The 24,864-nt window shown below is 56.3% G+C and carries 22 protein-coding genes; 7 read left to right on the top strand and 15 right to left on the bottom strand.

What is annotated here, in order from left to right; translation table 11 throughout:
• The first annotated feature begins 6 nt into the window (after positions 1-6).
• The 5 genes from speB to AB9F27_RS01305 are packed head-to-tail and all read left to right on the top strand — an operon-like array spanning position 7 to position 5,722.
• Positions 7-975 (top strand): agmatinase, encoded by a 969-nt coding sequence (gene speB / locus AB9F27_RS01325; RefSeq protein ID WP_335583485.1) that lies wholly within the window; start codon positions 7-9, stop codon positions 973-975.
• Positions 976-978: 3 nt separating this feature from the next.
• Entirely contained in the window at positions 979-1,659 is a 681-nt protein-coding gene (locus AB9F27_RS01320; protein WP_335583486.1) for a type 1 glutamine amidotransferase, read from the top strand.
• A gap of 33 nt (positions 1,660-1,692) precedes the next feature.
• A complete protein-coding gene (locus tag AB9F27_RS01315; RefSeq protein WP_335583487.1) occupies positions 1,693-2,973 on the top strand; it encodes a 4-aminobutyrate--2-oxoglutarate transaminase in 1,281 nt (426 codons plus the stop codon).
• Entirely contained in the window at positions 2,973-4,430 is a 1,458-nt protein-coding gene (locus tag AB9F27_RS01310) for an NAD-dependent succinate-semialdehyde dehydrogenase (protein WP_335583488.1), read from the top strand. Before AB9F27_RS01315 ends, AB9F27_RS01310 begins: the two co-directional genes overlap by 1 nt.
• A 5-nt stretch (positions 4,431-4,435) precedes the next feature.
• Positions 4,436-5,722 (top strand): FAD-binding oxidoreductase, encoded by a 1,287-nt coding sequence (locus AB9F27_RS01305; RefSeq protein WP_335583489.1) that lies wholly within the window; start codon positions 4,436-4,438, stop codon positions 5,720-5,722.
• A 212-nt stretch (positions 5,723-5,934) separates the two neighbouring features.
• Here the strand turns inward: AB9F27_RS01305 and AB9F27_RS01300 are convergent, their stop codons facing one another.
• Genes AB9F27_RS01300 through AB9F27_RS01290 form a run of 3 tightly spaced genes read right to left on the bottom strand, consistent with a single transcriptional unit; the run spans position 5,935 to position 10,484 of the window.
• Positions 5,935-7,404, bottom strand: coding sequence for an aldehyde dehydrogenase family protein (locus AB9F27_RS01300; RefSeq protein ID WP_335583490.1), 1,470 nt, complete (start codon positions 7,402-7,404; stop codon positions 5,935-5,937).
• An 18-nt stretch (positions 7,405-7,422) separates the two neighbouring features.
• Positions 7,423-8,097 (bottom strand): glutathione S-transferase family protein, encoded by a 675-nt coding sequence (locus tag AB9F27_RS01295; protein ID WP_335583491.1) that lies wholly within the window; start codon positions 8,095-8,097, stop codon positions 7,423-7,425.
• A complete protein-coding gene (locus AB9F27_RS01290; RefSeq protein ID WP_335583492.1) occupies positions 8,094-10,484 on the bottom strand; it encodes a transketolase-like TK C-terminal-containing protein in 2,391 nt (796 codons plus the stop codon). Before AB9F27_RS01290 ends, AB9F27_RS01295 begins: the two co-directional genes overlap by 4 nt.
• Positions 10,485-10,616: 132 nt before the next feature.
• On the opposite strand from AB9F27_RS01290, the gene AB9F27_RS01285 reads away from it, so the two are divergent.
• On the top strand, positions 10,617-11,090 hold the full coding sequence (locus AB9F27_RS01285; RefSeq protein ID WP_038999978.1) for an Lrp/AsnC family transcriptional regulator: 474 nt from the start codon (positions 10,617-10,619) through the stop codon (positions 11,088-11,090).
• 14 nt (positions 11,091-11,104) lie between these two features.
• Here AB9F27_RS01285 and AB9F27_RS01280 read toward each other — a convergent pair whose 3' ends face one another.
• Positions 11,105-12,061 carry a glutathione S-transferase family protein gene (locus tag AB9F27_RS01280; RefSeq protein ID WP_335583493.1) on the bottom strand — a complete coding sequence of 319 codons (957 nt, stop codon included), beginning with the start codon at positions 12,059-12,061 and terminating at the stop codon, positions 11,105-11,107.
• 284 nt (positions 12,062-12,345) lie between these two features.
• Here AB9F27_RS01280 and AB9F27_RS01275 point away from each other — a divergent pair, with 284 nt between their 5' ends.
• A complete protein-coding gene (locus tag AB9F27_RS01275) occupies positions 12,346-12,903 on the top strand; it encodes an NADPH-dependent FMN reductase (RefSeq protein ID WP_335583494.1) in 558 nt (185 codons plus the stop codon).
• Positions 12,904-12,958: 55 nt separating this feature from the next.
• On the opposite strand, the gene AB9F27_RS01270 is transcribed toward AB9F27_RS01275, so the two are convergent.
• The 11 genes from AB9F27_RS01270 to AB9F27_RS01220 form a co-directional block, all read right to left on the bottom strand.
• On the bottom strand, positions 12,959-14,422 hold the full coding sequence (locus tag AB9F27_RS01270; RefSeq protein WP_335583495.1) for an amidohydrolase family protein: 1,464 nt from the start codon (positions 14,420-14,422) through the stop codon (positions 12,959-12,961).
• A gap of 48 nt (positions 14,423-14,470) precedes the next feature.
• Complete coding sequence (locus AB9F27_RS01265; protein ID WP_335583496.1) at positions 14,471-15,466, bottom strand: amidohydrolase family protein; 996 nt, start codon at positions 15,464-15,466, stop codon at positions 14,471-14,473.
• A complete protein-coding gene (locus AB9F27_RS01260; protein WP_335583497.1) occupies positions 15,463-17,400 on the bottom strand; it encodes a TRAP transporter fused permease subunit in 1,938 nt (645 codons plus the stop codon). The genes AB9F27_RS01265 and AB9F27_RS01260 overlap by 4 nt, the downstream gene beginning before the upstream one ends.
• A 63-nt stretch (positions 17,401-17,463) precedes the next feature.
• On the bottom strand, positions 17,464-18,414 hold the full coding sequence (locus AB9F27_RS01255) for a TAXI family TRAP transporter solute-binding subunit (protein ID WP_335583498.1): 951 nt from the start codon (positions 18,412-18,414) through the stop codon (positions 17,464-17,466).
• A 129-nt stretch (positions 18,415-18,543) separates the two neighbouring features.
• Positions 18,544-19,416, bottom strand: coding sequence for an alpha/beta hydrolase (locus AB9F27_RS01250; RefSeq protein ID WP_335583499.1), 873 nt, complete (start codon positions 19,414-19,416; stop codon positions 18,544-18,546).
• Between the two features lie 22 nt (positions 19,417-19,438).
• A complete protein-coding gene (locus AB9F27_RS01245) occupies positions 19,439-20,308 on the bottom strand; it encodes a fumarylacetoacetate hydrolase family protein (RefSeq protein ID WP_335583500.1) in 870 nt (289 codons plus the stop codon).
• A gap of 70 nt (positions 20,309-20,378) precedes the next feature.
• Positions 20,379-21,134: an SDR family oxidoreductase gene (locus AB9F27_RS01240; RefSeq protein WP_335583501.1), complete on the bottom strand. Its 756-nt coding sequence runs from the start codon at positions 21,132-21,134 to the stop codon at positions 20,379-20,381.
• 11 nt (positions 21,135-21,145) lie between these two features.
• Positions 21,146-22,423: a TRAP transporter large permease gene (locus AB9F27_RS01235; RefSeq protein ID WP_369757458.1), complete on the bottom strand. Its 1,278-nt coding sequence runs from the start codon at positions 22,421-22,423 to the stop codon at positions 21,146-21,148.
• Positions 22,420-22,932, bottom strand: coding sequence for a TRAP transporter small permease (locus AB9F27_RS01230; protein ID WP_335583503.1), 513 nt, complete (start codon positions 22,930-22,932; stop codon positions 22,420-22,422). Before AB9F27_RS01230 ends, AB9F27_RS01235 begins: the two co-directional genes overlap by 4 nt.
• 60 nt (positions 22,933-22,992) lie before the next feature.
• A complete protein-coding gene (locus tag AB9F27_RS01225; protein WP_369757457.1) occupies positions 22,993-24,009 on the bottom strand; it encodes a TRAP transporter substrate-binding protein in 1,017 nt (338 codons plus the stop codon).
• A 281-nt stretch (positions 24,010-24,290) separates the two neighbouring features.
• The gene (locus tag AB9F27_RS01220) at positions 24,291-24,668 is read right to left on the bottom strand and encodes a nuclear transport factor 2 family protein (protein ID WP_335583505.1); all 378 of its coding nucleotides are present in this window, start codon (positions 24,666-24,668) and stop codon (positions 24,291-24,293) included.
• Positions 24,669-24,864 lie beyond the last annotated feature (196 nt).

Raw genomic sequence — 24,864 nt, 5'->3', positions numbered from 1 at the left:
ACTGAAATGACAAACACTGGCGATCAAGCATTTAGAAAAGCTGACCCCAAAGGCAGATGGCAAGAAATGACCTACGGGGGCGCGTTAAGCTTTCTGCGGCGCAAATATTCCCGCGATTTGACGGCGGTCGATGTGGCCGTTATGGGCGTACCTTTTGACAACGCCGTCACCTTTCGCCCCGGATGTCGCCTCGGCCCGCAAGCCGTGCGCGCGGCCTCCGTCCAACTCGCGGAACTGCAAGCGTTTCCGTGGGGCTTTGACCCGTTCGAAACCCTATCGGTTGTCGATTTCGGCGATGTATTTCTTGATCCACATCACCCCGAAACGATCAAACCAGCGATCGAAGCGCAAGCCCGCGAGATCATCGCCACAGGCACACGCCTCCTCACGATTGGCGGCGATCATTCCATCGCCTACCCCCTCCTTAAAGCCCATGCAGAAAAACACGGCCCCATCGCCCTCATTCAATTTGATGCGCATTGCGACACATGGGAAGACAACGGCACTGAGATGAACCACGGCACAATGTTTGCGCGTGCGGCGAACGAGGGGATCATCGATGTGAGCGGCTCAACCCAAGTGGGCTTGCGGACCTATAATTCCAGTAATTACGGGTTTGAATTGCTCACCAGTCCGTGGATTCATCGCAACGGAATTGACGCCGCGATCAAGATTGCGGTCGAGCGTGCAGGCGATGCGCCGGTGTATCTGAGCTTTGACATCGATGGCTTGGACCCTGCATTTGCACCGGGCACAGGGACGCCTGTTCCGGGGGGGCTGGCGTCGTGGCAGGCGTTGGAATTCGTGCGCGGCCTCAAGCCCTTAAACCTCATTGGGATGGACATCGTCGAGGTTTCGCCTCCGTTCGATCACGCGGAGATTACCGCCATTGCAGCAGCGCACGTGGCGCATGATTGGCTTTGTGTGCTTGCCGAACAGATGGGGGCAAAAACCGCACCCGTTGGAAGGATTTAATCCATGAAAATCGGCATCCTTCAAACCGGCCACGCACCCGACGAAACCCAAGACGAACATGGCGACTATAACGAGTTTTTCGTGAAGCTCCTTGAGGGCAAAGGCTTTGAGTTTGAAAACTTCCCCGTCCTCGACGGGATTTTCCCCACCAGCCCGAATGACGCGGAAGGCTGGTTGATTACCGGATCGCGGTTTGGCGTGTATGAAGACCATGACTGGATTGCGCCGCTCGAAGATTTCCTGCGGGAAACCTATGCGTCGGGCATTCCGATTGTGGGCATCTGTTTCGGCCATCAAATTCTGGCACAAGCTTTGGGTGGGAAGGTCGAAAAATTCAAGGAAGGCTGGTCCGTCGGCCCACAAAAATATACGTCTGACATGTTTGGCGAACAAAATATCATCGCCTGGCATCAAGACCAAATCGTCGAAAAACCAGCGGAGGCAAAGGTTGTTGGCAGTTCGGAATTCTGCGAGAATGCGATCCTTATCTATGGCAACAAGGCACTGACAATTCAGCCGCATCCAGAGTTCACTGGCCCCTTCTTGACCGACCTATTGGCAACCCGTGGCAAGGTATTGCCCGTGGATGTCCGCGAAGATGCCGCAAACCGAGCGGGAGAAGACCTAACCTCCGCATCCTTCGCCGATCACATCGAGAAGTTTTTCAAAGCTGACCGCCCTTAAGAGCTTATCGCCATAAAGATAATGGAGACCGAAATGACAAACGCAGCAATCGCAGAACGCCGCACGGGGGCAATCGCCCGTGGCGTAGGCATGATGACGCAAATCTATGTTGACCGTGCGTTAAACTCCGAAGTTTGGGACGTTGAAGGCACCCGTTACATTGATTTCGCAGCGGGGATTGCCGTGGTTAACACGGGGCATTGCCACCCAAAAGTCATGGCCGCCGTCCAACACCAAATGACCCGTTTCACCCATACGTGCCATCAAGTTTTGCCCTATGAAAACTATATCAGCTTGGGTGAGAGGCTGAATGAAATCGTTCCTGGTGACTTTGAAAAACGCACCGTGTTTGTGACCACGGGCGCGGAAGCTGTTGAAAATTCGATCAAAATCGCACGCGCGTATACCGGCCGCCCTGCGGTTGTCGCCTTTGGCGGGGGTTTTCACGGACGCACGTTTATGGGCATGTCGCTAACGGGCAAGGTTGAGCCCTACAAAAAGGGCTTCGGCGCCATGATGCCCGATGTCTATCACATCCCGTTTCCGATTGAACTACATGGTGTCTCAACCGACGAGTCGATGTCCGCCTTGACCAAGCTTTTCAAAGCAGACCTTGATCCCACCCGCGTTGCGGCGATCATTATCGAACCCGTCCAAGGCGAAGGTGGATTTTACGCCGCCCCTGCGGCCCTCATGCGCGAAGTGCGCCGCCTGTGTGATGAGCACGGGATCGTCATGATCGCGGATGAAGTTCAGACAGGATTTGCGCGTACGGGGCAGATGTTTGCGATGGATGGCCATGACGTGTCCGCCGATATTACGACGATGGCCAAAGGGCTTGCGGGCGGCCTGCCCCTTGCTGCGGTAACGGGAAAAGCCGAGATTATGGACGCCGCAAATCCGGGTGGTTTGGGCGGAACATACGGCGGCAATCCCCTTGGAATTGCGGCGGCGCACGCCGTTTTGGATGTGATTGAGGAAGAAGACCTTTGCGCCCGCGCCAACGAGCTTGGCTCGCGCCTAAAACAGCGCCTAGAACAAATCAGGCAAACGACGCCACAAATGGTTGATGTTCGTGGCCAAGGTTTTATGGTGGCCACAGAATTTAACACCGTTGATGGCTCCAAGCCGGATGCGGATTTCACTAACCGCGTGCGGATGGAAGCGCTCAAACGCAACCTCGTGTTGCTCACTTGTGGCGTGTATGGCAACGTCCTTCGCTTCCTTGCGCCAATCACTATTCCCGACGATATCTTTGCTGAAGCGCTTGATATCATTGAAGATTCAATCTCCGCAGCAAAGGTAGATGCATAATGACGCTCGCTTTAAACGATCCCAGCCTTTTGGAACCGCGCGCCTATATCAATGGCAAGTGGATTGAGACCGAGAAAACCTTTGCCGTTCTCAATCCGGCAACCGGCGAAGAAATTGTACAAGTCGCCGATGTGCCCGTAGAGATGGTCCGCGACGCGATCGACCACGCCCATAAGGCCCAAAAGGAATGGGCCAAATGGACGGGCAAGGAACGCGCGGGGGTAATGCGCAAATGGTACGACCTCTTGGTTGCGAACGCCGATGACTTGGCGGCCATTCTAACGGCGGAAATGGGCAAACCATTGGCCGAAGCTAAAGGCGAAATCCTCTACGGCGCGTCCTTTATTGAGTGGTTCGCCGAAGAAGCCAAGCGCATCTATGGCGATGTTATTCCGGGCCACCAACGCGACAAACGTATCCTTGTGATCAAGCAACCCATTGGCGTTGTTGGCTCCATTACGCCGTGGAATTTCCCCAACGCAATGATCGCTCGCAAGGTCGCTCCCGCTTTGGCGGTTGGCTGTACCTTCGTTGCGCGGCCTGCGGAACTCACGCCTTTGTCGGCGACGGCCATGGCCGTTTTGGCCGAACGTGCGGGCATTCCAGCGGGGGTTTTGAATATCATCCCGTCGAGCAATGCCGCCGAAACGGGACAGGAATTATGCGAAAACCCTAAGGTGGCGAAAATCACCTTCACGGGGTCCACGCGCGTTGGGAAAATCCTAATGCAACAATGTGCGGACACCATCAAAAAGATGAGCTTGGAGCTGGGCGGCAACGCGCCGTTTATTGTTTTTGACGACGCCGATTTGGATGCGGCCGTCACGGGCGCCATGATCTCGAAGTTCCGCAACAACGGCCAAACCTGCGTTTGCGCCAACCGCATTTACGTTCAATCCGGCGTCTATGAGGCCTTCGCGGCCAAGCTTCAAACGGCGATGTCGGCGCTGAATATCGGCAATGGCATGGAGGCCGGCATCACAACAGGCCCACTGGTCAGTGACGCGGCTGTGCTCAAGGTCGAAGAGCACATCGCCAACGCCACAGAAAAAGGCGCGAAAATTGCCATGGGCGGCAAGCGGCATGCCTTGGGCGGAACCTACTTTGAGCCCACAATTCTCACGGACGTGACGCCCGACATGGCCGTCGCGCGCGAAGAAACCTTTGGCCCCTTGGCGCCACTTTTCCGTTTTGAAACCGAAGAAGAAGTGATTGGCATGGCGAATGATACTGAATTCGGCCTCGCTGGGTATTTCTATGCACAGGACGTTAATCGGATTTGGCGCGTGGCCGAGGCTTTGGAAACAGGGATTGTGGGCATCAACACAGGTCTGATCTCTACTGAAGTCGCCCCATTTGGCGGGGTTAAGCAATCTGGTCTCGGGCGCGAAGGCTCGAAATACGGCACAGAAGATTACCTTGAGCTAAAGTATATGTGTTTTGGTGAAGTGCAGTAAATAAATTGGAGCATGCTAAAAGCTACTATGCCGCTTCGGCCCGTCATAAGGACGGGTTTCCAGCGTTGGATGGTGACATCGACGTTGATGTCGCCATCGTTGGCGGGGGGTTTACGGGGATTGCAACGGCCGTTGAGCTTGCGGAGCGTGGCCTGCGCGTTGCTGTCTGCGAAGCCAACCAAATCGGTTGGGGCGCGACGGGGCGTAACGGCGGGCAAATTACCGGAAGCCTATCTGGCGACACCGCAATGGAGCGTGAATTCAAACGCACCTTGGGCGATCAAGCCCCTAATTTCGTTTGGGATTTACGGTGGCGGGGCCACGATATTATCAAAAACCGTGTGGAAAAATACGGGATTAAGTGCGATTTAAAGTTCGGGCAAATGCAAACGGCCTTGAACAAAAGCCATCTGCGCGAGTTGACGGCGACCTTTGAGCAAGGATGCGCGCGCGGCATGCAGGATCACCTTGAAATGGTCCCCGCGGACAAAATGGGCGAGTATCTAGAATCCGATCTCTATATCGGCGGGTTGCTCAACCGTCGCAACATGCACGTGCATTCGCTGGACCTATGTGTGGGTGAAGCGCTGGCGGCCCAATCGCTGGGCGCGCAGATTTTCGAGAACACTAAGGTTACAGCCATTGAATACGGTGCACGGCCAAAACTTGTGACCGAAAACGGCGTCATCACAGCAGATAAAATTGTCCTTGCTGGTAATGCCTATCATCTGCTGGAGCAGGAAAAACTTCGCGGAAAACTGTTCCCCGCCTCTTTAGCAAATATGGTAACCGAACCACTGGACGCCGACGTCGCGCGGGCGATCAATCCACAGGATATCGCGGTCTATGACGGGCGTTTCATTTTGGATTACTACCGTCTGACAGCGGACAACCGCGTCATGTTTGGCGGCGGCACCAATTATTCGGGACGCGACAGCGGCGACATCGCGGCGGAACTTCGCCCCGCATTGGAGCGCACATTCCCGCGCCTCAAAGGTGTCGGTATTGATTACAGTTGGGCGGGGCTTGATGGGATCATCTTGAACCGCATTCCGCAAGTGGGTCGCCTCTCAAAAGACGTTTTCTATGTGCAGGGATACTCGGGCCATGGGATTGCCCTCACGCATATCCTCGCCGACCTCACCGCACGAAAAATCGCTGGAGAGGCCTCAGAATTCAACGTTTTTGAAAATGTGCGCCATTGGAGTTTGCCTGTTGGTCGCAGCATGGGGAGCCTCATGATCGCAGTGGGCATGGCGTATTATCGTATGCGGGACAGGATCGCCAGTTAAGGCACCCGCCCCATAGCTTGCGGAAAATTTCGACGCCAAATGACGCGCAATCATCTGGACTGCGCCTTTCCCTGACAGGTTCAGGCGCAGTATGTTTAATTGGACCGTGAGATCGAACAAACGAAAAAGCACCAAATCAGCGAGAGCTCTCTTACGGATGGCGGCCTTCCATTTCCCCGTGGAAAATACAAAATTCACCACGGGAAAACTGGTTAAAAAGGAAAGTGCCCCGGTTTGCTGCTGACCGTTGTTAAACGAATTTCGGTGAAATCCTCGACGGCATAGTGACCCGACCGGCCCCAGCCAGAATCCTTGACTCCGCCATTGGGGAGCGACGCTTCGCCCGCCATTGTTGCGCCGTTGACATGGACAATACCGGTGTCAAACCGTTGCGCCATTTCCAAACCTCGGGCCGCGTTTCCGGTCATGATAGCAGCACTAAGACCGTAAGGCGTGTCCTGCGCATCGACCAGCGCCTGTTCCGGATCGTCAAACGCTTCGATGATCAGCAACGGGCCGAAGGTTTCGTCACAGCCCTGCGTCGCCACCACATCTTTTGGCACGTCAGCAAGGATCGTCGGCTCAAAAATGCGGCCTTTGACCGTGCCGCCCAACACCAGCCGCGCCCCTTTGTCGAGGGCTTCTTGCAAGCGCCCTTGGGCCTGTTCCACGGCGCGGTCGTTGATCAGTGGGCCGACGACCACGCCTTCTGTGAGCGGATCACCTGACTTCAAGGTTTGCGTCCGTGCGGTGAGGCGCTCAAGGAATTCATCGTGAATTTCGCGCGCAACGTAAACCTTGCGCGTGTTCATGCACACCTGCCCCTGATGGAAGAATGCGCCGAAGTTTACCGCCTTGGCGGCTTCGTCTAGATCGGCATCCGCGAGCACGATCATCGGGTTGAACCCGCCCAATTCCAGCACCATGCGTTTCAGAGATCGCCCTGCCTGTTCGCCCAAAATACGCGCGGTTTTGTCTGATCCTGTGAAGTTGATACACCGCACCGCCCGACTTTCGAAAAAAGCATCGGCAACCGCCGCCGCCTGCCCCGGTGCATGGGTGACAACGTTGAACGTCCCTGCGGGGAAGCCCGCTTCTTCGAGGATCTCGGCATGCAGCAAGCCCGCCGACAAAGGCGCTTCCTCGGAGGGCTTAATCACCACGGTATTGCCAAACGCCATGGGCAAAAGGAACGTGCGCCATCCCAGATAGAACGCGCCATTCCACGGGGTAAAGCCCGCCACAACCCCCAAGGGTTTGCGCGCGACCATGGCCATGCGGCCCGGAAGGTCACTCTTGAGCAGATCGCCATACGGAAGGTAACCCCACGAGGCCGCCTGTCGCATTAGACTGGCCGAGAGCCGTACCTGAAAAGACGCAAATGCGCGGGCCGTCCCCGCCTCAACCGCCATCAGATGCACAGCATCATCGTGACGCCGTTCGGTGATTTCCGCCGCTTTTAAGAACAGCGCCTGCCGCGCGCCTGGTGTCATGGCGGCCCATTCTGGAAAGGCCGCATGCGCCGCTGCAACCGCTGCGTCGGCTTCGGCACGACCCCCCGCAGCAATGCGCGCGATCACTTCGCCGTTAAACGGGTTATAGTCATCAAAGGTGCTCTCATCGGCTGGCGCCCACGCGCCGTTAATGAAATGCGTTTTACGCCAATTGTTGGAATTCGACATTCAAGTTTTCCTTCTGTGTCAGAGGCTTGTGGGGTCAAGGGCAATGCCGTCGGATGAGAGTGCCGCGACTTCACGCGCCAACATGCGTTGAAACGAAGGCCGCGCGCGGACCTGTTGCGAGTGGGCGGTGATGGCCGGATAATCCGCTGTAGAAAAACCCGACTTAGCCGCCGTCGAGACCACCCAATAAAGATAGGTATCAACAATCGACCAATCGGCCCCATACCACCACGGCGCCTGTGCGAGCCGCTGTTCGATATAGGCACATTCCTTGGCCAATTTCTCCATCCCGTCTGCTCGGATGCCTGCGGTTTCGGCTTCGCTGCCTTTGGTCCATTTTTGCGGTGCCCGTATTTGACGCACCATCGGATGCAACATGCCGCCGCACCACACCAGATCGCTGAGCCCTTGGGTATCCTCAATCGCATTGCCCGTCTGGGGCAACAGTTTTGCCTGCGGATGGGCTGTATGCAAATAGTTCAGGATCGCCGCATTTTCGGTGAGGGTTGTGCCCTCGACCACTAGCGCGGGGACCTTGGACTTGCGGTTTTTCGCCAGATATTCCGACGCATATTGCGCCTGAGACATGATGTCGATCCAGCGCACCTCATAGGGCGCGCCGATTTCTTCGAGTGCCGTCATTGTGACGCGCGAACACGCGCCGGGGTAGCTGAAAATTATTGTCTGGGTCATTGAGGCTCATTCCTTGAGACCGCCATGCTGCGGCCCGGCGTTAAGCCGTTGATTTTGCCGATGATACTGTCGGCGTCGATGCCGAAGTGGCGATAGAGGTCATTGATGGTGCCCGTTTGGCCAAAGTGTTCCACCCCGAGCGGTATAGTCTGGTGCCCGTGGACGGAGCCAAGCCACGACAGGGTTGCTGGGTGGCCGTCAATAACGGTTACCAATTTGCAATGGCGCGGCAGGGTTTGCATCAACCGCTCCACATGGCTCGTCGCCTCAAACTGGCCGTGCGCGCGCGCCCGTTGTGCCGCTGTCCACCCTGCGTTCAAACGGTCGGCGGACGTGACCGCCAGAACACCGATATCGCGCCTGTGTTCGGCGATGGCCCCTGCGGCGCGGATTGCTTCGGGTGCAATGGCCCCTTGATAGGCAATCACCACTTCGCAATTTGGCCCCGGTTTGCGCAACCAATAAGCGCCGTCAATTGCGCCTTGTCGCCAGTCTTCATCGGGCCGTTTTCCCGGTTGCTCCACTGGATTGGTCGAGAGCCGCAAGTAGACCGAGCCACCGGTTTCATCCCGCAACCAAGTGCGCTCATCCGGATCACCCGCCCCGTCGCGCTGAAGATAGCCAAAAGCCCATTCCATGATCGTGGCCAACTCGTCGGCAAAGGCGGGTTCAAACGCCGCCAGCCCGTCCTGACTCATGCCGATTAGCGGAGTGCCGATGGATTGATGCGCGCCACCTTCGGGGGCCAGCGTCACACCGGAGGGCGTGCCCACAACCATAAAACGTGCATCCTGATAACAGGCGTAATTCAACGCATCGAGTCCGCGCACTACAAAGGGATCATAGAGCGTGCCAATCGGGATCAAACGCTTGCCAAACAAGGAATGGGACAAGCCCGCCGCCCCGAGCAACAGGAATAGGTTCATTTCGGCAATGCCAAGCTCGATATGCTGGCCGTCGGGTGTGAATTCCCATTTCGCCGTGGACGGAATGCGATGCTCAATAAAGGCGTCGGCCTGCGCTTTGCGGGCAAATAGTTTGCGGCGGTTTACCCAAGGGCCAAGGTTTGTGGTGCCCGTCACATCGGGCGACATGGTGACAATCCGTTCGGCCAGATCACTGTCGCCTTTGGACAGATCATCAAGGATTTTGCCAAAGGCCATTTGCGTCGAAATCTCGCGATCCGATGACAAGGCGATAGCAGGCACAGGCAGAACATCGTCGGAATACCGTCTACGCCCCTCGGCGAAAAACGGAGTTTTGTCGAGGAAGTTTTGCAACCCTGCGGTATCCGCGACGGTGCCGAACTTGTCCCACTCTTCGCCATCAGGCACGCCCATGCGCTTTTGCCAGTCGGCCATCTGGTTCTTGGTCATCAAGCCGCCGTGGTTGTCCTTGTGGCCCGCAATCGGCGTGCCCCACCCTTTGATCGTATAGGCCAGAAAACAGGTCGGGCGATCATCGGTGACGCTGGCAAAAACATCCGCCATGGTTGAAACGCAATTGCCGCCGAGGTTCTCCATCAATGCGGCCAGGTCGTCATCAGAACGTTTCTCGATCAAGGCAGTCACTGCCCCTTGGTCGCCCAAATCGTCCATCAAACGTTTGCGCCACACTGCGCCACCCTGATAGGTCAGGGCCGAATATTGCTGGTTCGGACAGGCATCGATCCACGCGCGCAACGCCTCGCCGCCCGCCTCAAGGAAGGCCGCGCGCTGTAACGCGCCATATTTCACCCGAATGACATTCCAGCCAAACGCCTCGAATATTTTCTCGATCCGCTCAAAAAGCCCTTCGCGCACCACGCCATCAAGGGACTGTCGGTTGTAATCAATGATCCACCAACAATTGCGCAGATCGTTTTTCCAACCCTCCTGCAAGGCCTCGTAAACATTTCCCTCGTCAAGTTCGGCATCGCCCACAAGCGCCACATGCCGCCCAAGCGTCAGGCCCTTGCCCCAGCTTTTTGCCGAGATGTAATCCTGAACGATCGACCCAAAAGCCGTGATCGCCACGCCCAGCCCAACCGAGCCCGTCGAATAATCCACGTCATCCACATCTTTGGTGCGGCTGGGGTAGGATTGCACCCCGCCGAAACCGCGAAAATTCTGCATCTTGTCGAGGGTCTGATTGCCCATCAGATATTGCATGGCATGAAAGATCGGCGAGGCATGGGGCTTAACTGCCACACGATCCGCGGGTTTGAGCGCCGAAAAGTAAAGCGCGGTCATGATTGACACCATCGACGCCGAACTGGCCTGATGCCCACCTACCTTGATCCCGTCCTCTTTTGGACGGATGTGGTTGGCATGGTGGATCATCCAGTGAGACAGCCACAACAGGCGGTCTTCAAGGGTTTTTAAATGAGCGGCGTCAGTAGGTGTCATGGGAGGACCTCAGAGAGTGTGTTTCGGAGCAACTTGCGCGACATTACAACTAAACTTACGGATTTTTTCACTATATCCGTCGCCAATCTTCTCGATTTGTGGTGATATTCATCAAACAACTGGAGAATCGCCATGACAATCGCCAAACTGGATTCCTACGACATTGGCATCCTGCGCGCGTTGCAAACCAACGGGCGCGCGTCGATTAACGACCTTGCCGAACAGGTCAACCTCAGCCCCTCTCCGGTGGCCCGCCGGTTGCGTATTTTGGAAGAAGACCGGATCATTACCGGCTATGCAGCCCTGATTGATGAAGCGGCCTTGGGGTATGAATTTTCGGTCTTTGTCTCGGTCAAACTGGCCCGACAAGTTGACGATGCACTGGCCAGCTTTGAAGCCGCCGTGCGCAGCTTTCCCGAGGTGGTTGATTGCTGGCTTATGACCGGAAATCGCGACTACCTTTTGCGCATTGCCACCCGCAGTCCGGCGGATTTCGAGCGTTTCTTGACAGGTTCGTTTACCAAAGTGTCCGGCGTGGCCTCGATCGAAAGTTCGGTGCCGTTGCGACGCGTAAAGGCCGGATTGTCCCGCACGCTGGACCTCTGAAGCCCTGCCAAAACTCATGCGGAAACCGCGGATTTCGGCGGGGCCAAACGGGCTCCGGGAAAGTCGACTATGGCCGAACACAGGGCTGGCAACGCACAAAGGCGCGCATAGTACGCCGCCACATATGGCAACCGATTAAGCTGCCATAATTGCCCCTGCCCGACATCCTCAGTACGGATCAACTCCGCGCCCCAAAAGAGATCGGCCATGGTAATTGTCGCGCCAAACAACCAAGGACCATTGCTGTCGGCAAGCCGATCTTCGAGCCCATCCAAGGCGTCGACAACAGCCTGACGCGCGCGGGTAAGGGCGACTTCATCGAACAGCATATCCGCTGCGAATTGCTCCTTTGCGCGCTTGGCCTCATAGGCCGCGCGCAATACAGGATCGTCGCCATGTTCCGCCAGAAGCGTATCGCAGCGGGCAACCTTGCTGGCTGCAAACGCATTTCCGGGCGCCGATGCAGGCACCACCCGAACGGCAAGATTTTGGTAGTTTGGCAGATCGTCCACCACTGCGAGCTCGGCCATAATGGCAGCGCGCAAGGCAGCGGGAACCAAGGCCCCTCCCCCCTCCGAGGCGTCCAGCATTTGACAAATGCGCAAGGAATCCACGAAAACAGTTCCGTCCTGCGCATCAACCAATGTAGGCACCACACACCCGTCACAGCCGCTTGCCTCGACCGAAGTCGTCCCTAAATGCTGGGCCGCCAATGGCACCCCAAGGCGCGCACAGCCCTGCATGCGCACACGAACATAGGCAGGATCATACGTCTCGCCCGCGAAGATATCGAGCAGATGGGAACTATGGGAAACTTGATGATACGCCAAAACAGCGCGCACTTTTTGTGAGCATATTGAATTCGGCGCGTGGAAAAAATGGTAACGCGGGGTGGCTTCAGGGCCGACAGGAACGCCCGGAAATCGCGTCGTTAATTGGGAAAGAATTTGTTGGGTGGAATCGTATGTCAAAGTCCTACCTTCCTTTATTTCGCCTCCCGCCAATCCTGCGGTATAGGCAAAACAATAGCAGGGTCGGCCTCAATAACAATAGATTAATTATAAAATAATGTATTATTTAATTGACCCACGTCGATCCGCAAACTAGCATACTTTGAGGATCGGATTGCGTCACGACAGCGGGCACGCCCCCTGCTTGCGAGAAACGTTTGCTCCGGTCATAATCGAAAGTTGGTGATCAAGGGACGCTTCATCGCATTTAGCAAACTTGAGCATCTCTTTGACAAAGGATTACCATGACAGATTATACTATCGCCCTGCTAGTGGGCAGTACGCGCACTGGTTCTATCAACCAGAAACTGGCCCGCGCTATCAAGTTATCGGCCCCCGCCAATTTGCATTTCATCCCTGTGAGCATGGAGGAAATGCCATGGTACAACGGCGATCTGGAAGGCAAAAGACCAGCAGAGGTGAATGCTTTTACCAAGGCCATCCGTGAGTGCGACGGGGTTTGCATCGTTACGCCAGAATACAACCGCTCAATCCCCGGTGTTTTGAAAAACGCCGTTGATTGGGGGTCAAAACCACCCGCAGAAAACATCTGGCGCGACAAAGTGATCGCAATGACGGGCGCGTCTCCCGGTGGGATCGGCACCGCCGTCGGACAACAACACCTACGCCAAATCCTCGCCATTCAGGGCGCGATTGTCATGCCGGGGGAGGTCTACATCACCTTCAAATCGCCCACCATGATCGGAGATGATGGCCAGATGGACGACGAAACGCTCTCCGGGTTTATCGCCGATTTCGGGGCGCGGATGGAAAAACTAGTGGGTAAAATGACTGCGAGCTAAAAGGCCCCTTTTAATAGATCGCGCGCCAACCGACCCCTCGGATGGCGCGCTTTTTTTAGTGGACCAGCAGCGCGTCAAGTGCGGCGCGATCAAGATAGGTTCCTGACTCCACGACACCTTCGATCTGGTTCAGGTTCGCCACATCGGCCAGTGGGTCCGCGCTGAGCAAGACGAGATCCGCCGCCATTCCCGCCGCGATTTGGCCCATATCACGGTCTAGAAACTGTCCAGCATTCAACGTGGTCATTTGCAGGATTTGCAGCGGTGTCAATCCCGCCTTGGCCAACTCGGCGAATTCCTGATGCAGGCTAAAACCCGGCACCAGCCATTGACCGCCGTAATCCGAGCCCGCCAACATTGGCACACCCTCTTGCGCCATCTGAAGCGTCAGTTTCATCTGGGCATCATACATACGGTCCAACTCAACCTTCGCCCCTTCAGGCAGGCTGGCAGCAAAATCCGCAGCGATATTTTGCCACAACGCGCGCTGCTCGTCGGTGACAAAAACAAGGTTTGGATCTTCGCTATAGTGGGGGTCGTCGCCATGGTTCATCGTGCGCAATCGGATCAGGGTCGGCACTTGCCAGACGTTGTGCTCCTTCAACATACGGGCGAGCGTCGCGGCCTTGTCGGTGTCATAGCTATCGGCCATCGCGAACATGCTCGCGAATTGTTGTGGAGAAGTCGAGGGGATCGGATTGGCGATCAGCCGTTCATAAAACGCCGGTGTGGGGGGGGCGGATGGTGGTGGGGGCGGAGGCGCATTGGCGATCAGGGTACGCAATTCGTCTTCTTGACTCGAGGCGCTCAACAAAAGCGACTCGCGCGGGCCGAGATGCTCCATTGTGTCCATGCCATGCGCGGCTGCAGTCTCGGCTGAAACACTAGGTGGAAAATGCCCCGCGATGGGAATATCTAGCGCCTCTGCGGCATCCAATGCGGCCACAAAAACCTGTGGATTTTCGACAAGGATTTTGATGAAATCCGCGCCAGCCGCTTTCTGAGCCGCGATCTCTTCTACCGCCTGTTCGGGCGTGCGCACGTTGCCCCCCGTAAGGATCGCGCCCGACAACGCCAGCAAATCAGGCCCTTCAGCCACGCCGCGCTTGTCGCCGAAACCTGCCAGAAGTTCAGCGGCACTGCTCATTTGCCGATAACCCGTAACGCCGTTGGCCAGCATCACGCGCAGGTTGGTCGCACTGTCGCCAGAGGTCAGGGCATGGCTGTGCATGTCGTTATATCCGGGCACTGCAAACAATCCGCTGCCGTCGATAATGACATCGGAGGCTGCTCCTGTGGTTTTGTCGGAGGGGCTTACGGCTGCGATCAGGTTGCCTTCGATGACGATGGACATATTGGGCGTCTCGTCACCAGTTTGGGTATCTACAACCGTGACATTTTGGATAATTACGGCGGCACAGGCAAGGCCGGGTAGGACCGATAAAGCGCCAGCGCCTGCAGTTCTGCGGCAAATCTGGGAAAAAATTCGCGCCCATTTTGGTGTCATTGAAGGTTTCATTATTGTCTCCTGTGGTAAAGTTCTATTGCAAAATAGCCGTTTGCCAAATCACGAAAAATCAAGGCCCAGAAGGCGTCCGGCGTTGCCGCTGAATATCTTGCGGCGATCTACATCCGAGAGATCAAGCGCGTCGATTGCGTCAATGGTGGCCTTGATGGGGGCAAAGGGGGTGTCGGTGGCAAAAACCACTTGATCCGCCCCAAAAAACTTGAGCCCAGCATGGAGCCCCGAGGTGCCGCCCATCAAGGCCGTGTCACCATAGAACTCGCGGAAGTACTCCAAATGCGGACGCTTTAGCGCGGGCAGGACTTGGCTGTAATCCTCATCAGGCGTGCGACTGCCCAGCATTTTCATCCCATAGCCGATCCGCCCGTCGAAATAGGGGATCATCCCGCCCAGATGGTGAGTGATGATGCGCAGATCAGGATGGCGATCAAACAGGCCAGAAAACACCAACCGCGCCATCGCGATGGAGGTTTCATAGGGCCAGCCAAAGCACCACCACATCTCGAAACGTGATTTCTTTTCGGCGGCATAATCACTCATCGCGGCGCTGCGGGTCGGATGCAGCCAGATCGGCACCCCCAATTCCGCAGCAACATCAAAGATCGGCAAAAACTCAGGATCGTCCAGCGGGCGACCGCACATATTAGTGTGAATCTGGATGCCTTTGGCGCCCAATTCGGTAACCGCGCGCTGTGCCTCGGCGACCGCCCCGTCGATATCATTGAGCGCCACACTGGCGACGAAGGCGGGAAAGCGGTCGTTATGGCGCGCCACCAAATCGGCCAAGCCGTCATTCGCCAGCCGTGCGAGGCGCTGTGCAAGGGCGGGTTCGGCGACCTCCTCAAGCGTGGGTGCAGGTAGGCTGATCACTTGCCGGTAGGCTCCGACCTCATCCATTTGGCGGAACCGCACATCCAAATCGATAACCGACGGCACCCCTTTCATACGCTCGCCAAGACTGCCCAGACCCGCCGTTTCACGGATCAAAGCGTCGAAATAAGGTTGTGGAAAAATGTGGGTGTAAATGTCGATAATCATGAGAGGCTCTCTTGTACTATAAGCGTATTTTTGCGCCGGATAAGGTCAAACGCCAGCAGGCCAACACCCGAGATGACGCCCACGAGGTTGGCAATATGACTCCAGTCCAGCATCCCGACAGGCAGGAGCAGACAAAGCCCCGCCAGCCCGTAAACAATGCGTTGTGGGCCCGAAATCAGGCGCAAGCTGAAGCCTGTGAAACCCGCCGCGATCAGCCAGACAGCCGCAAGTGCTGTGGCCACATCCAGCACGGTTTCAACCAAGCCGCCCTGCATCAGGAGGCTGGGAGAATAGACAAAAAGGAACGGAATGACGAAGGCCGCCCAGCCAAACCGCATGGAGGTAAACCCCGTGCGCATTGGGTTGGCTCCACTGATGGAGGCCGCAGCAAAGGCCCCAATCGCCACAGGCGGCGTGATCATCGACAACATGCCATAATAGAAAATGAACAGATGCGCCGCGAGCGGATCAATTCCCACCTGCATGAGTGCAGGCGCAACCAGCGTGGCCAGCAAGATATAGACGCCCACCGTGGGCATCCCCATGCCCAAAACGATGCTGACCGCTCCGGTCAGGAACAGCAATGCGAGTACGCTGCCCCCTGCCATTGCCACCAAACTCAGCGCCAATGTGAAGCTCAACCCCGAGATATTCAAAACGCCGATCACGATCCCCGCGAGCGGGGCGATCATCAGGATATCCAATAGGCCGATGCCCGTTTTGGTCAGGATATCCCACAGTTTGCGCAGGTCGATCCGCTGGCCGTTATAGCCAAACAAAACACCGCTCACGATGACGGCGACCGTGGCATAAAGCGCGGCCAGATCCAGCGGCACATTGAGCCAGAAGATGCAGGTGATCAGGATTGCGAACGGAATGGGAATGTACCACCCCGCCTTGAGCACAGCACGGGCACGGGGAATATCGGACTCCGCAACGCGGGTAATGCCGTGGCGCGCGGCCTCCAGATCAACTTGGATAAAGAGGGCTGCGAAATAAATAACCGAGGGGATCAGCGCCGCCAAGGCAATCGCGCCATAGGGCATTTGGAGGAATTCTGCGATCAAAAAGGCGGCGACGCCCATCACGGGTGGCATCAACTGTCCGCCCGTCGAGGCCACGGATTCCACCGCCCCCGCCACATGCGCGCGATAGCCTGCGCGCTTCATCATCGGGATTGTGACCACGCCCGTAGAAACGATATTGGCCACGGTACTGCCCGAGATTGTGCCAAATAACGCCGAGGCGATGATGGCAATTTTTGCCTGACCGCCACGGTAGCGCCCCATGAGTGCCAAGGAAATATCGGTGAAAAACCCAGCGCCACCAGACATGAACAAGGCCTGCCCGAAAAACACAAAGGCCACCACAACCGTCACCACAACCATGGTCGGTGTGCCGAGGATCGCGCTGTTGTTCCACGCGAGATACCAGCCGAGGCTTTGCACGGACACATTGCGCCCCGTCAGCGGGCTGGGCAGCAAATGCGCCATCAAGCCCAGTGCCAGAAACCCGACAGCAACCAGCACAATGGGCAAGCCTGCCGTCCGGCGCGCCCCTTCGAGCAAGAGCGGGATCACCAGCGCCGCTGTGAGCAGCCCTGGGGGCGTTTTGACCGAAGCAATCGAAAGCTGCGGGAACTGAATGGCAAGAAAAATACAGACGACGAACCCGATGGCGGCAAGGATCACATCGTACCAAGGCGTGTGGCTGCGTCGCCGCCCTTCGCCTGCAGGCACCGCCAGATAAACCAGCGCAATTGCGACCGCCAACATGACTCCGCCAAAGGTTTCGGGATACACCAAAAGCCCCGCCCGACGCGACAGGTCCAACGCCCAAGCCACAGTGCCCAACGGCAACAAAGCCGCCAGCAGACCAACAAGCCAACGATTGGAAAGGCCGGCTCCCGATTGTATTTCGTTCTGCTCAGACATCGCATCTACTTTCTGCAAAGTTGGTCTGGGTGGCCACGAGCGGTTGCGGCCACCCTGTTTGGCTTAGCCTTTTGGTGGCCAGAGATCCGTTGTTTCGTAATAGCTCACGGCACCTGGATGATAGTCGACACCAGGGACTTTTGGCGCCATGTTGGCCGGTTCAAAGCGGTTCATCGCCTTGAAGCTTTCCGCCAGCGCAGACTTGTTGTCATGCACAACTTGGGTCAGAGCAGCGACGGTTTCATCCGGCACGGACTCCGCACAGAACAGCACCAAATCATAGGCGATGACGTTGGTTTCCTCGACGATCTGGGGCGCCGCACCAGGTTGCAGAGCAACAAACGTGGCACCAGGCAGGTTTTCCGCAAGGATCGCCTTGTTCGCATCCGACGCGTCGATTTGCAGCGCTTTCAGGCCACCAACCGAACTGTCAACCTCCAGAACTTTGGCCGAACCGACCGAGAACAAGAAAGTGTCGTTGCGACCCGAAGCAAAGTCATTTGCCGCCTGAACGATGCTTTGCGCGGGGATGCTTTCAACATCATCGCGGCTCAATCCTGCCAGTTTCAGGTAGGTGTCATAGACAGCCCCAATCGCAAGTTGCGCGTTGAGTCCGCCGGGATACCGCTGGCCCTTTAGGTCTGCGATGTCATGTGCTTCGGCGTCTGTGCGGACATAAAGCGTCACTTGCGAAGGCAAAACCGCCGCCACCATGCGCAAATTTTCATGCTTGCCTTCGCTTTCATAGAAGGCGGTGCCGTTCGTGTAGTAAGACACATCAAACGCGACGTTGATTCCGCAATCGGCCTCGCCCCCTGCAACGGCGGGCATTGGTGATCCACCCGCAGGAACCACAACCGCGTTGATATCTGTGGTGTCCGTAATGGTCTTGGCAATGGCCGAGCCGATGGAATGGGTTAGCCCTCCGGGATTGGTAGTCGAGATGGTCAATACCTGCGCCTGCGCACCGATGGCGGCACAGGTGAAGGCTGTCGTAAGTAGTAGCGTTTTCATTTGGGTCTCCTCCCTAATGGTCCTTACCGGCGTGCCTTATGCAGCGTCCGGGTTGCAAGTTTCGGTCCCTCGCCCAAAGGACGAAAGGCACCGCCGATTATTTCGGTGGTATTCTTAAGGAAAGCCTCGTTAGGCCGTTTGCGTGCCTGCAGCAAAATCAAGCTGCGCTTTCTGGAACGCGGCACCCGCGTTGTGGAAATCAATGCAATGCCCGACGTTCTCAATGAGGGCAGCATCGACGCGCGGACTGGCTGTGAACAGGTCCGCGAATGCCGCGACGCGTTCCTTTGATGTCAACCAAAGCTTCTCATGGGCGGCTTGTCGGTAATGCACAGGCACGTCGATACGCGCCGCAATACCCGCGACACGATTTTGCCAGTCGCCCGTGATGTCGATCAATTCCGCACGGGGCACGGCCGTATTGGCCATATGGCTGGCTTGGGGCATGTCCGCCGCATAGCTGCCCTCGGGGCCAAACATTACCGCGTCCTTCATTGGCGTTGGCAATTCGACAAAATATTGCTGCGGTAGGTTGGCGTAATTATCCGCATCCTCGGGCGGCGTTTCGGCCCCCACTCCAGACACTGCAATCCCTGACAACGACCAGCCCGCGCGGATCGACGCCAGCGTCAGAGCAATCGCCCCGCCAATGGAATGCCCGATCACAAAAATCGGCCGCCCCGCCAAACCAAGCTTTGCGATCAACGCTGGCAAAGCCGCATTCAGCGCTTGGGCATTGGCGTCAATCATATCAGGCGTATCCGGCAAGGCTGTTGACTCGCGATACCCTGGCCTGTCGAGCGCCACGATATCGAACCCCTGTGCTACGGCACGGTCGATCAACGAGTATCCCGGAATATCGAAATAGTCGCAATTATACGTGCCGCCATGGATCGCGAGGATCACTGGCAAACTGGTATCGCTGCCGCGTGCCACTTTGCCACTCAAAACCTGCGCGTCGATTTGTTCTTTGAAACTGGTGGTGTTTGCCTTCTGGTTCATTGTGTACTCCTCCCTAATTTTGTTATCCGCGATCTTTGATCACGCGGTTTTCCAGATGGCCAAGCCCCTCAACCTCCACCCGCATCACGTCCCCCACGCGCAGGAATTGCGGCGGATTCATCGCCACGCCAACGCCACTAGGGGTGCCTGTTGCCAGAATGTCGCCCGGTTTGAGGGTCATGACTTGCGACAGATAGGAAATCTGCTGCCAGATGCTGTAGATCAGGTCACGGGTATTGCCGTCTTGGCGCACCTCGCCGTTAATGAACGTGCGCAGGCGCAAGTCATGCGGGTCACCGATTTCATCCGGCAAGGTCAACCATGGGCCAATGGGTCCGTGCGTATCAAAGGATTTTCCGAGCGTCATGGTGCCTGTGCGCAATTGCCAATCACGAGCCGACACGTCGTTGGACACCATGTAGCCGCCAACAACCGAAGCGGCGTCCTCCTCAGAAACATAGCGACAGGTTTTGCCGATCACCACGGCAAGCTCCACCTCGTAATCAAGCTTTTCCGACACTTTCGGCGACACCACATCATCAAACGGCCCGTTGATACAGCTCACCTGTTTATTGAACCATAACTGGTACGGCGGCACCTCAACACCAAGCTTTTTTGCCTCCTCACCGTGATCGGCATAGTTCATGCCAATGGCGAGGAATTTCTCGGGTTGCGGCACAGGGGCTTGCAGCGTCACGTCGGTAAGCGGGATGAGTTCGCCTGAGTCACGGGTCACTTTGTCATAGGCCGCGCGCGCGGGCGCGCCAGCTTTCAAAAACGCGATGATGCTATCAGGCAGGTCAGGGGCGGCGACGGAAAGGTCAATCAAGGCATCGCCAAAAACTTTGCCGAGCCGTGGCCGCGAATTCTTCGTAAATACTGCAATTGGCATATCGTTTCCTAATTCGTTGAAAGTGGTGAGCGTGCCATTTGGCACAGTATTTTTGAGGTTAGCAGGCGCGTCAGTTCATCACCGACCCACCGTCGACGACAATGGTTTGACCCGTCATGAAATCGCTGTCCTGTGACAGCAGAAAAATCACCGCGCCGTTCAAGTCATCTGGCATCTGGTCGCGCGGCAGGCAGCGCGACGCCACTGTCATTTGGTTGATCGCTTCGGTTTCGGCGGCATCCATGATGCCCTCACTCAACGTGAAACCCGGGGTCAGGCAATTAACGCGAATACCCGCGGCCCCAGCTTCGCGCGCGACCACGCGGGTCAGCGCGACCACGGCCCCTTTGGAGGCGGTGTAATGCAGCAATCCTGGCGTGCCTTTGAAAAGCGTTCCTGAGGCGATGTTGACGATCTTGCCATAGCCCGCCGCCCGCATCCCCGGCATCACTGCACGGATACATTCAAACGTGCCGCGCACGTTGACCTGAAGCACGCGGTCAAACTCCTCGGAGGTGATTTGTTCAAACGGTTTGGGCCGCAGCGACGCAAACATCGCCGCGTTATTGACCAAACAAGTGACCTCACCAAACTGCGCAGTCACATCGGCGACGAAATCCGCCACTGCCGCTGCATCGGTAATGTCGCAAATGGCGCCCATCGCTTCATGCCCCGCCGCACGGATTTCGGCAACACAAGCGTCGGGTGCGGCCACATCACATAGCGCCACACGCGCGCCTTGTGCGGCGATGGCCTTGGCATAGACCGCGCCAATTCCCTGTGCAGCACCAGTAATAATTATCGTGCGATTAGACAGTCGCGACATGTTTCGTCCTTTCAGAACAGGAACAGTTCCATGCCCCAAAGCGAAATCGCAGGGACGAAAGTGATGAGCAAAAGTGCCGCAAGGAAGACCGCAAAGAAGGGCAGCACACCACGATAGATATCAAGGGTCTGCATTTTTAACGCGGATTGAGCGACAAAGATATTGATGCCAAAGGGCGGCGTGAACAGGCCAATAGCGAGGTTCAGCGTCATGACGATCCCAAAGTGAACCTTGTCGATCCCCAGCGAGTCAACGATCGGAATGAGCAGCGGTGTCAGCAATAGGATCGCCGACAGAGGGTCCATGAAGCAACCCACAACCAGCAACAGAATGTTGACCGCTATTAGGAACTGCCAAGGCGAAATCTCCATCTCGGCAATCCAAGTCACCAGCGTTTGCGGCACCTGATTGACCGTAAGTATCCACGAGAAAAGCCCCGCAGCGGCGATGATGACCAACACTTGTGCGGTGAAGAAAACAGTCGAGGTCGCCGCATCCAAGATCTCGGACCAACTGAGTTCACGATAGATGAACCGCGTAACGATCAGCGCATAAGCACAGGCCACAGCGGCGGCTTCGGTCGGGGAAAAGACCCCGCCATAGATGCCGCCCAAAACGATCACTGGTGCGCCCAGCGCCCAAGACGCGCGGCCCATCGTATAGAGAATTCGCTTAAGCGAGGGCGCCTCAGTGGTACCAAAACCACCCGCACGGGCGCGCAACATGATAAAGATCGACAGCATCGCCGCGAGGATTAACCCCGGCACAACGCCAGCCGCATAGAGACGCGGGATCGACGCTTCAGCGGCAGCGCCATAGATAATCATCGGGATGGACGGCGGAATGATAATACCAATGGCACTGACCGAGGTGATCATCCCTGCCGAAAACCTTTGGGGGTAATTGTCGGCGGTCATCGCAGGATGCATGACCTTGCCGACGGCGACGACCGAAGCCGCACTCGAACCAGAGATCGCGCCAAAAACAGTGGCGGTCCCAACCGTGGTAACGCCCAACGATCCGGGCAGATTGCCCACAAGAGAGCGCACAAAATCTACCAGCCGTTTGGACACGGTGCCGCGCGACATCAATTCGCCCGCAAAGATGAAATAGGGAACAGCCAACAAGCCCGGAGAATTCAGGGATCCCATCAAATTTTGCTGAATGGCCGTCAGCGGCATTTGCATGTAGCCCGTGAGCGCCAGCACCGATCCCGCCAACAAGACGATGAAGATGGGAAAGCCAAAAAGCAACAAGACGACGGGCACGAGGCCCAGAGCGAAAATCATCCGACGGTCCTTTTCGTTGGTGTCACAGGCGCGAAAACCACGTCCTTACCCGCGATCAGACGCAAACAGCGGAGCGCCGCGATCAACGCGATCAACACAAGACTTACGGGGATCACGATATGGATAAGCCAGACCGGAAAACCCGAGGCGTCGCTGCGCATGCCGATGGCGTGGGTCCGCGTGATATAGGGCACGGATTGAAACGCCACCCAACCACACAAAACCGCAATAACCGCCTGCTGGAATATCTGAAGGATCCTCTGTGCGGATTGCGGCATTAAGTTGCTCAGGATATCCATGCGGATTTCGGAATTGCGCCAGCCACAGACGACCGCGCCAAGCCAACCAAGGGTGATCATCGCAAACACGGCAATTTCGTCGGCCCAGAGCAACGCGCTGTTGAACACATATCGGCTGATCACATTGTAAACGCTCAGACAAACCATCGCAATGAGCATGATCCCCAGCAGTTTCAGCAGGCCGTTAGCGACCTTGTCGAGAAAATGCATAGTCTTCCCCTTGAGAAATACGACCGGGGGCAATTCTGCTCCCCGGTACCTTTATGCGGATTACTGCGAAGCAGCGGCTGCTTCTTTCAGGACCTCAAAATCCGCCTGCATTTGCGGGTTCTGTGCGACAAGACCTTCCACGATTGGATTGGAAATCGAAAGAAAGAGTTCTTGCTCCGCGTCGTTCATCCGAATGACTTGCCCTCCTGCAGCTTCCCAAGCGGCTTCTTGCGCTGGAGCACTTGCCAAGTGATCAAAAATGACAGATTCCGCTTTCATCGCCTCATCCATCACGATTTTGGCCAAATCCGGTCCAATTTTATCTAGGAAGCCCGTGTTAACAACCGCGCCAACTGTGGTGTAGTTGCCTGGCAAATAGGTGACGTTCTTGGCGACATCGGCCATTTTAAAGGCGTTGACCACACCCATGGAATTGGTGGCCGCGTCGATGGTGCCCGTTTGCAAACCGGGAACAACTTCCCCCAATGGCATGGCGACTGGTGCCGCGCCCATTGCGATGAGCGGATCGACCAAGAGCGGAGCGGCCCCGCCCGTGCGGACCTTCACGCCTTCAAAATCTGCAACAGTTTCGAGAGGCTCTTTTGAGACAACAACCCCCTGCCCGTCAATCACGATCACCAGTGGTTTCACACCGGCGGCCGCGCCGAATTCAGACAGCATCTGGCGCGTTTCTGGCTGTTGGTAGGCGCGCATTGCATTTTCGGGAGAGTTGAACAATCCGCCTGCATCTAGCACCTGAAAGCGCGGGTCGAGCGCGTTGAAAAAGCCGATGATCGAAAAGGAAACTTCAATCGTGCCCATCGAAACACCCTCAACCGCAGCTGGAAGCTGGCCGAGCTGGTTGGCGGGGAACAATTGCACGTCTATCTGTCCGTTCGAACTTGCTTCGACACCTTTTTCAAAGGCGACCATCCACGCGTAAACCGGATCTCTCTCGGTTGGCGGAATTGGCGCGGATACTTTTAGGACATGGTCCTGTGCGCTTGCGATCTGTGGTACAATCGCAGCAGTAGCCCCTGCGATCAATGCAACGGCAGTTACAGTTTTAATGCTCATTCTATCCTCCCTTATACTGTACGCCTGCGCCCCGTTTGGGCAACAAATCGACGCACAGTTCTCCCTCTTTTAAGCAGTACCATGGGGTCTGTCCCCACCGAAGATATGATCGGGCGTCAAGTGATGCCAAAACGGTATCAAGTAATCAAAACAACGAAATGGCGTGGCTGCGCATTGAACATTATCCCGTCTATTCAGCATGTTCCATGTGAATACGGCGACGTTTACTGTCGCAGAAAACGCGCCAAACTTTGGCATATGGGCCCGTGATAGCACGGATTTCATGCCAATGGCGCATTATGACAAGTATTGAGCTGCCAGCGCGTTCCGTCGTGGTTCCAGACCTGTGTCGTCATGGCCGTTACATCAAGCACCTGCTCTGTATCGCGCACGTCGATTATCTGGGTGAGCCGCCCCGTCATCACGGCTGTATTGCCAAAGAACCGAATTCGAAGCGGGCCGCGTTCGATATTGCGAAACCTATACTTATCGCGAAATCCGCTCAGATATCCTTCTTTTGTATCCACCTGCCCTGTGAGGTGAATATGAACAAGATCATCCGTCAATAAATTCGCGAGACCGTTATAATCACCCGCCATAAGCGCGGCACACCGCAGCATTTCTATGGCTTCTAGTTCCGCTGTACGTCCTGCTGGCATGATCCCCCCTTTGGTTCTGTATCGTTTTAGAAACCATTGGCGACCTTGGCGCGATCCACATTTCTTTTCGACGATAGGTTTCTGGTATCATCAACGAAAATACGCGAAATCAAGGGGAGCGATAATTTTCTGGTATCAGCAAAGGTGGTTTTCCATCTGCCCCATGTGGAGAGGCCGTGACAGAGTTTCACTGACC

The organism is Falsihalocynthiibacter sp. CO-5D18, assembly GCF_041205445.1.
GTDB classification, from domain to species: Bacteria; Pseudomonadota; Alphaproteobacteria; order Rhodobacterales; family Rhodobacteraceae; genus Falsihalocynthiibacter; species Falsihalocynthiibacter arcticus.
The sequence above is the reverse complement of the archived record's forward strand: the minus strand, read 5'-3'. Positions and strand labels throughout refer to the sequence as shown.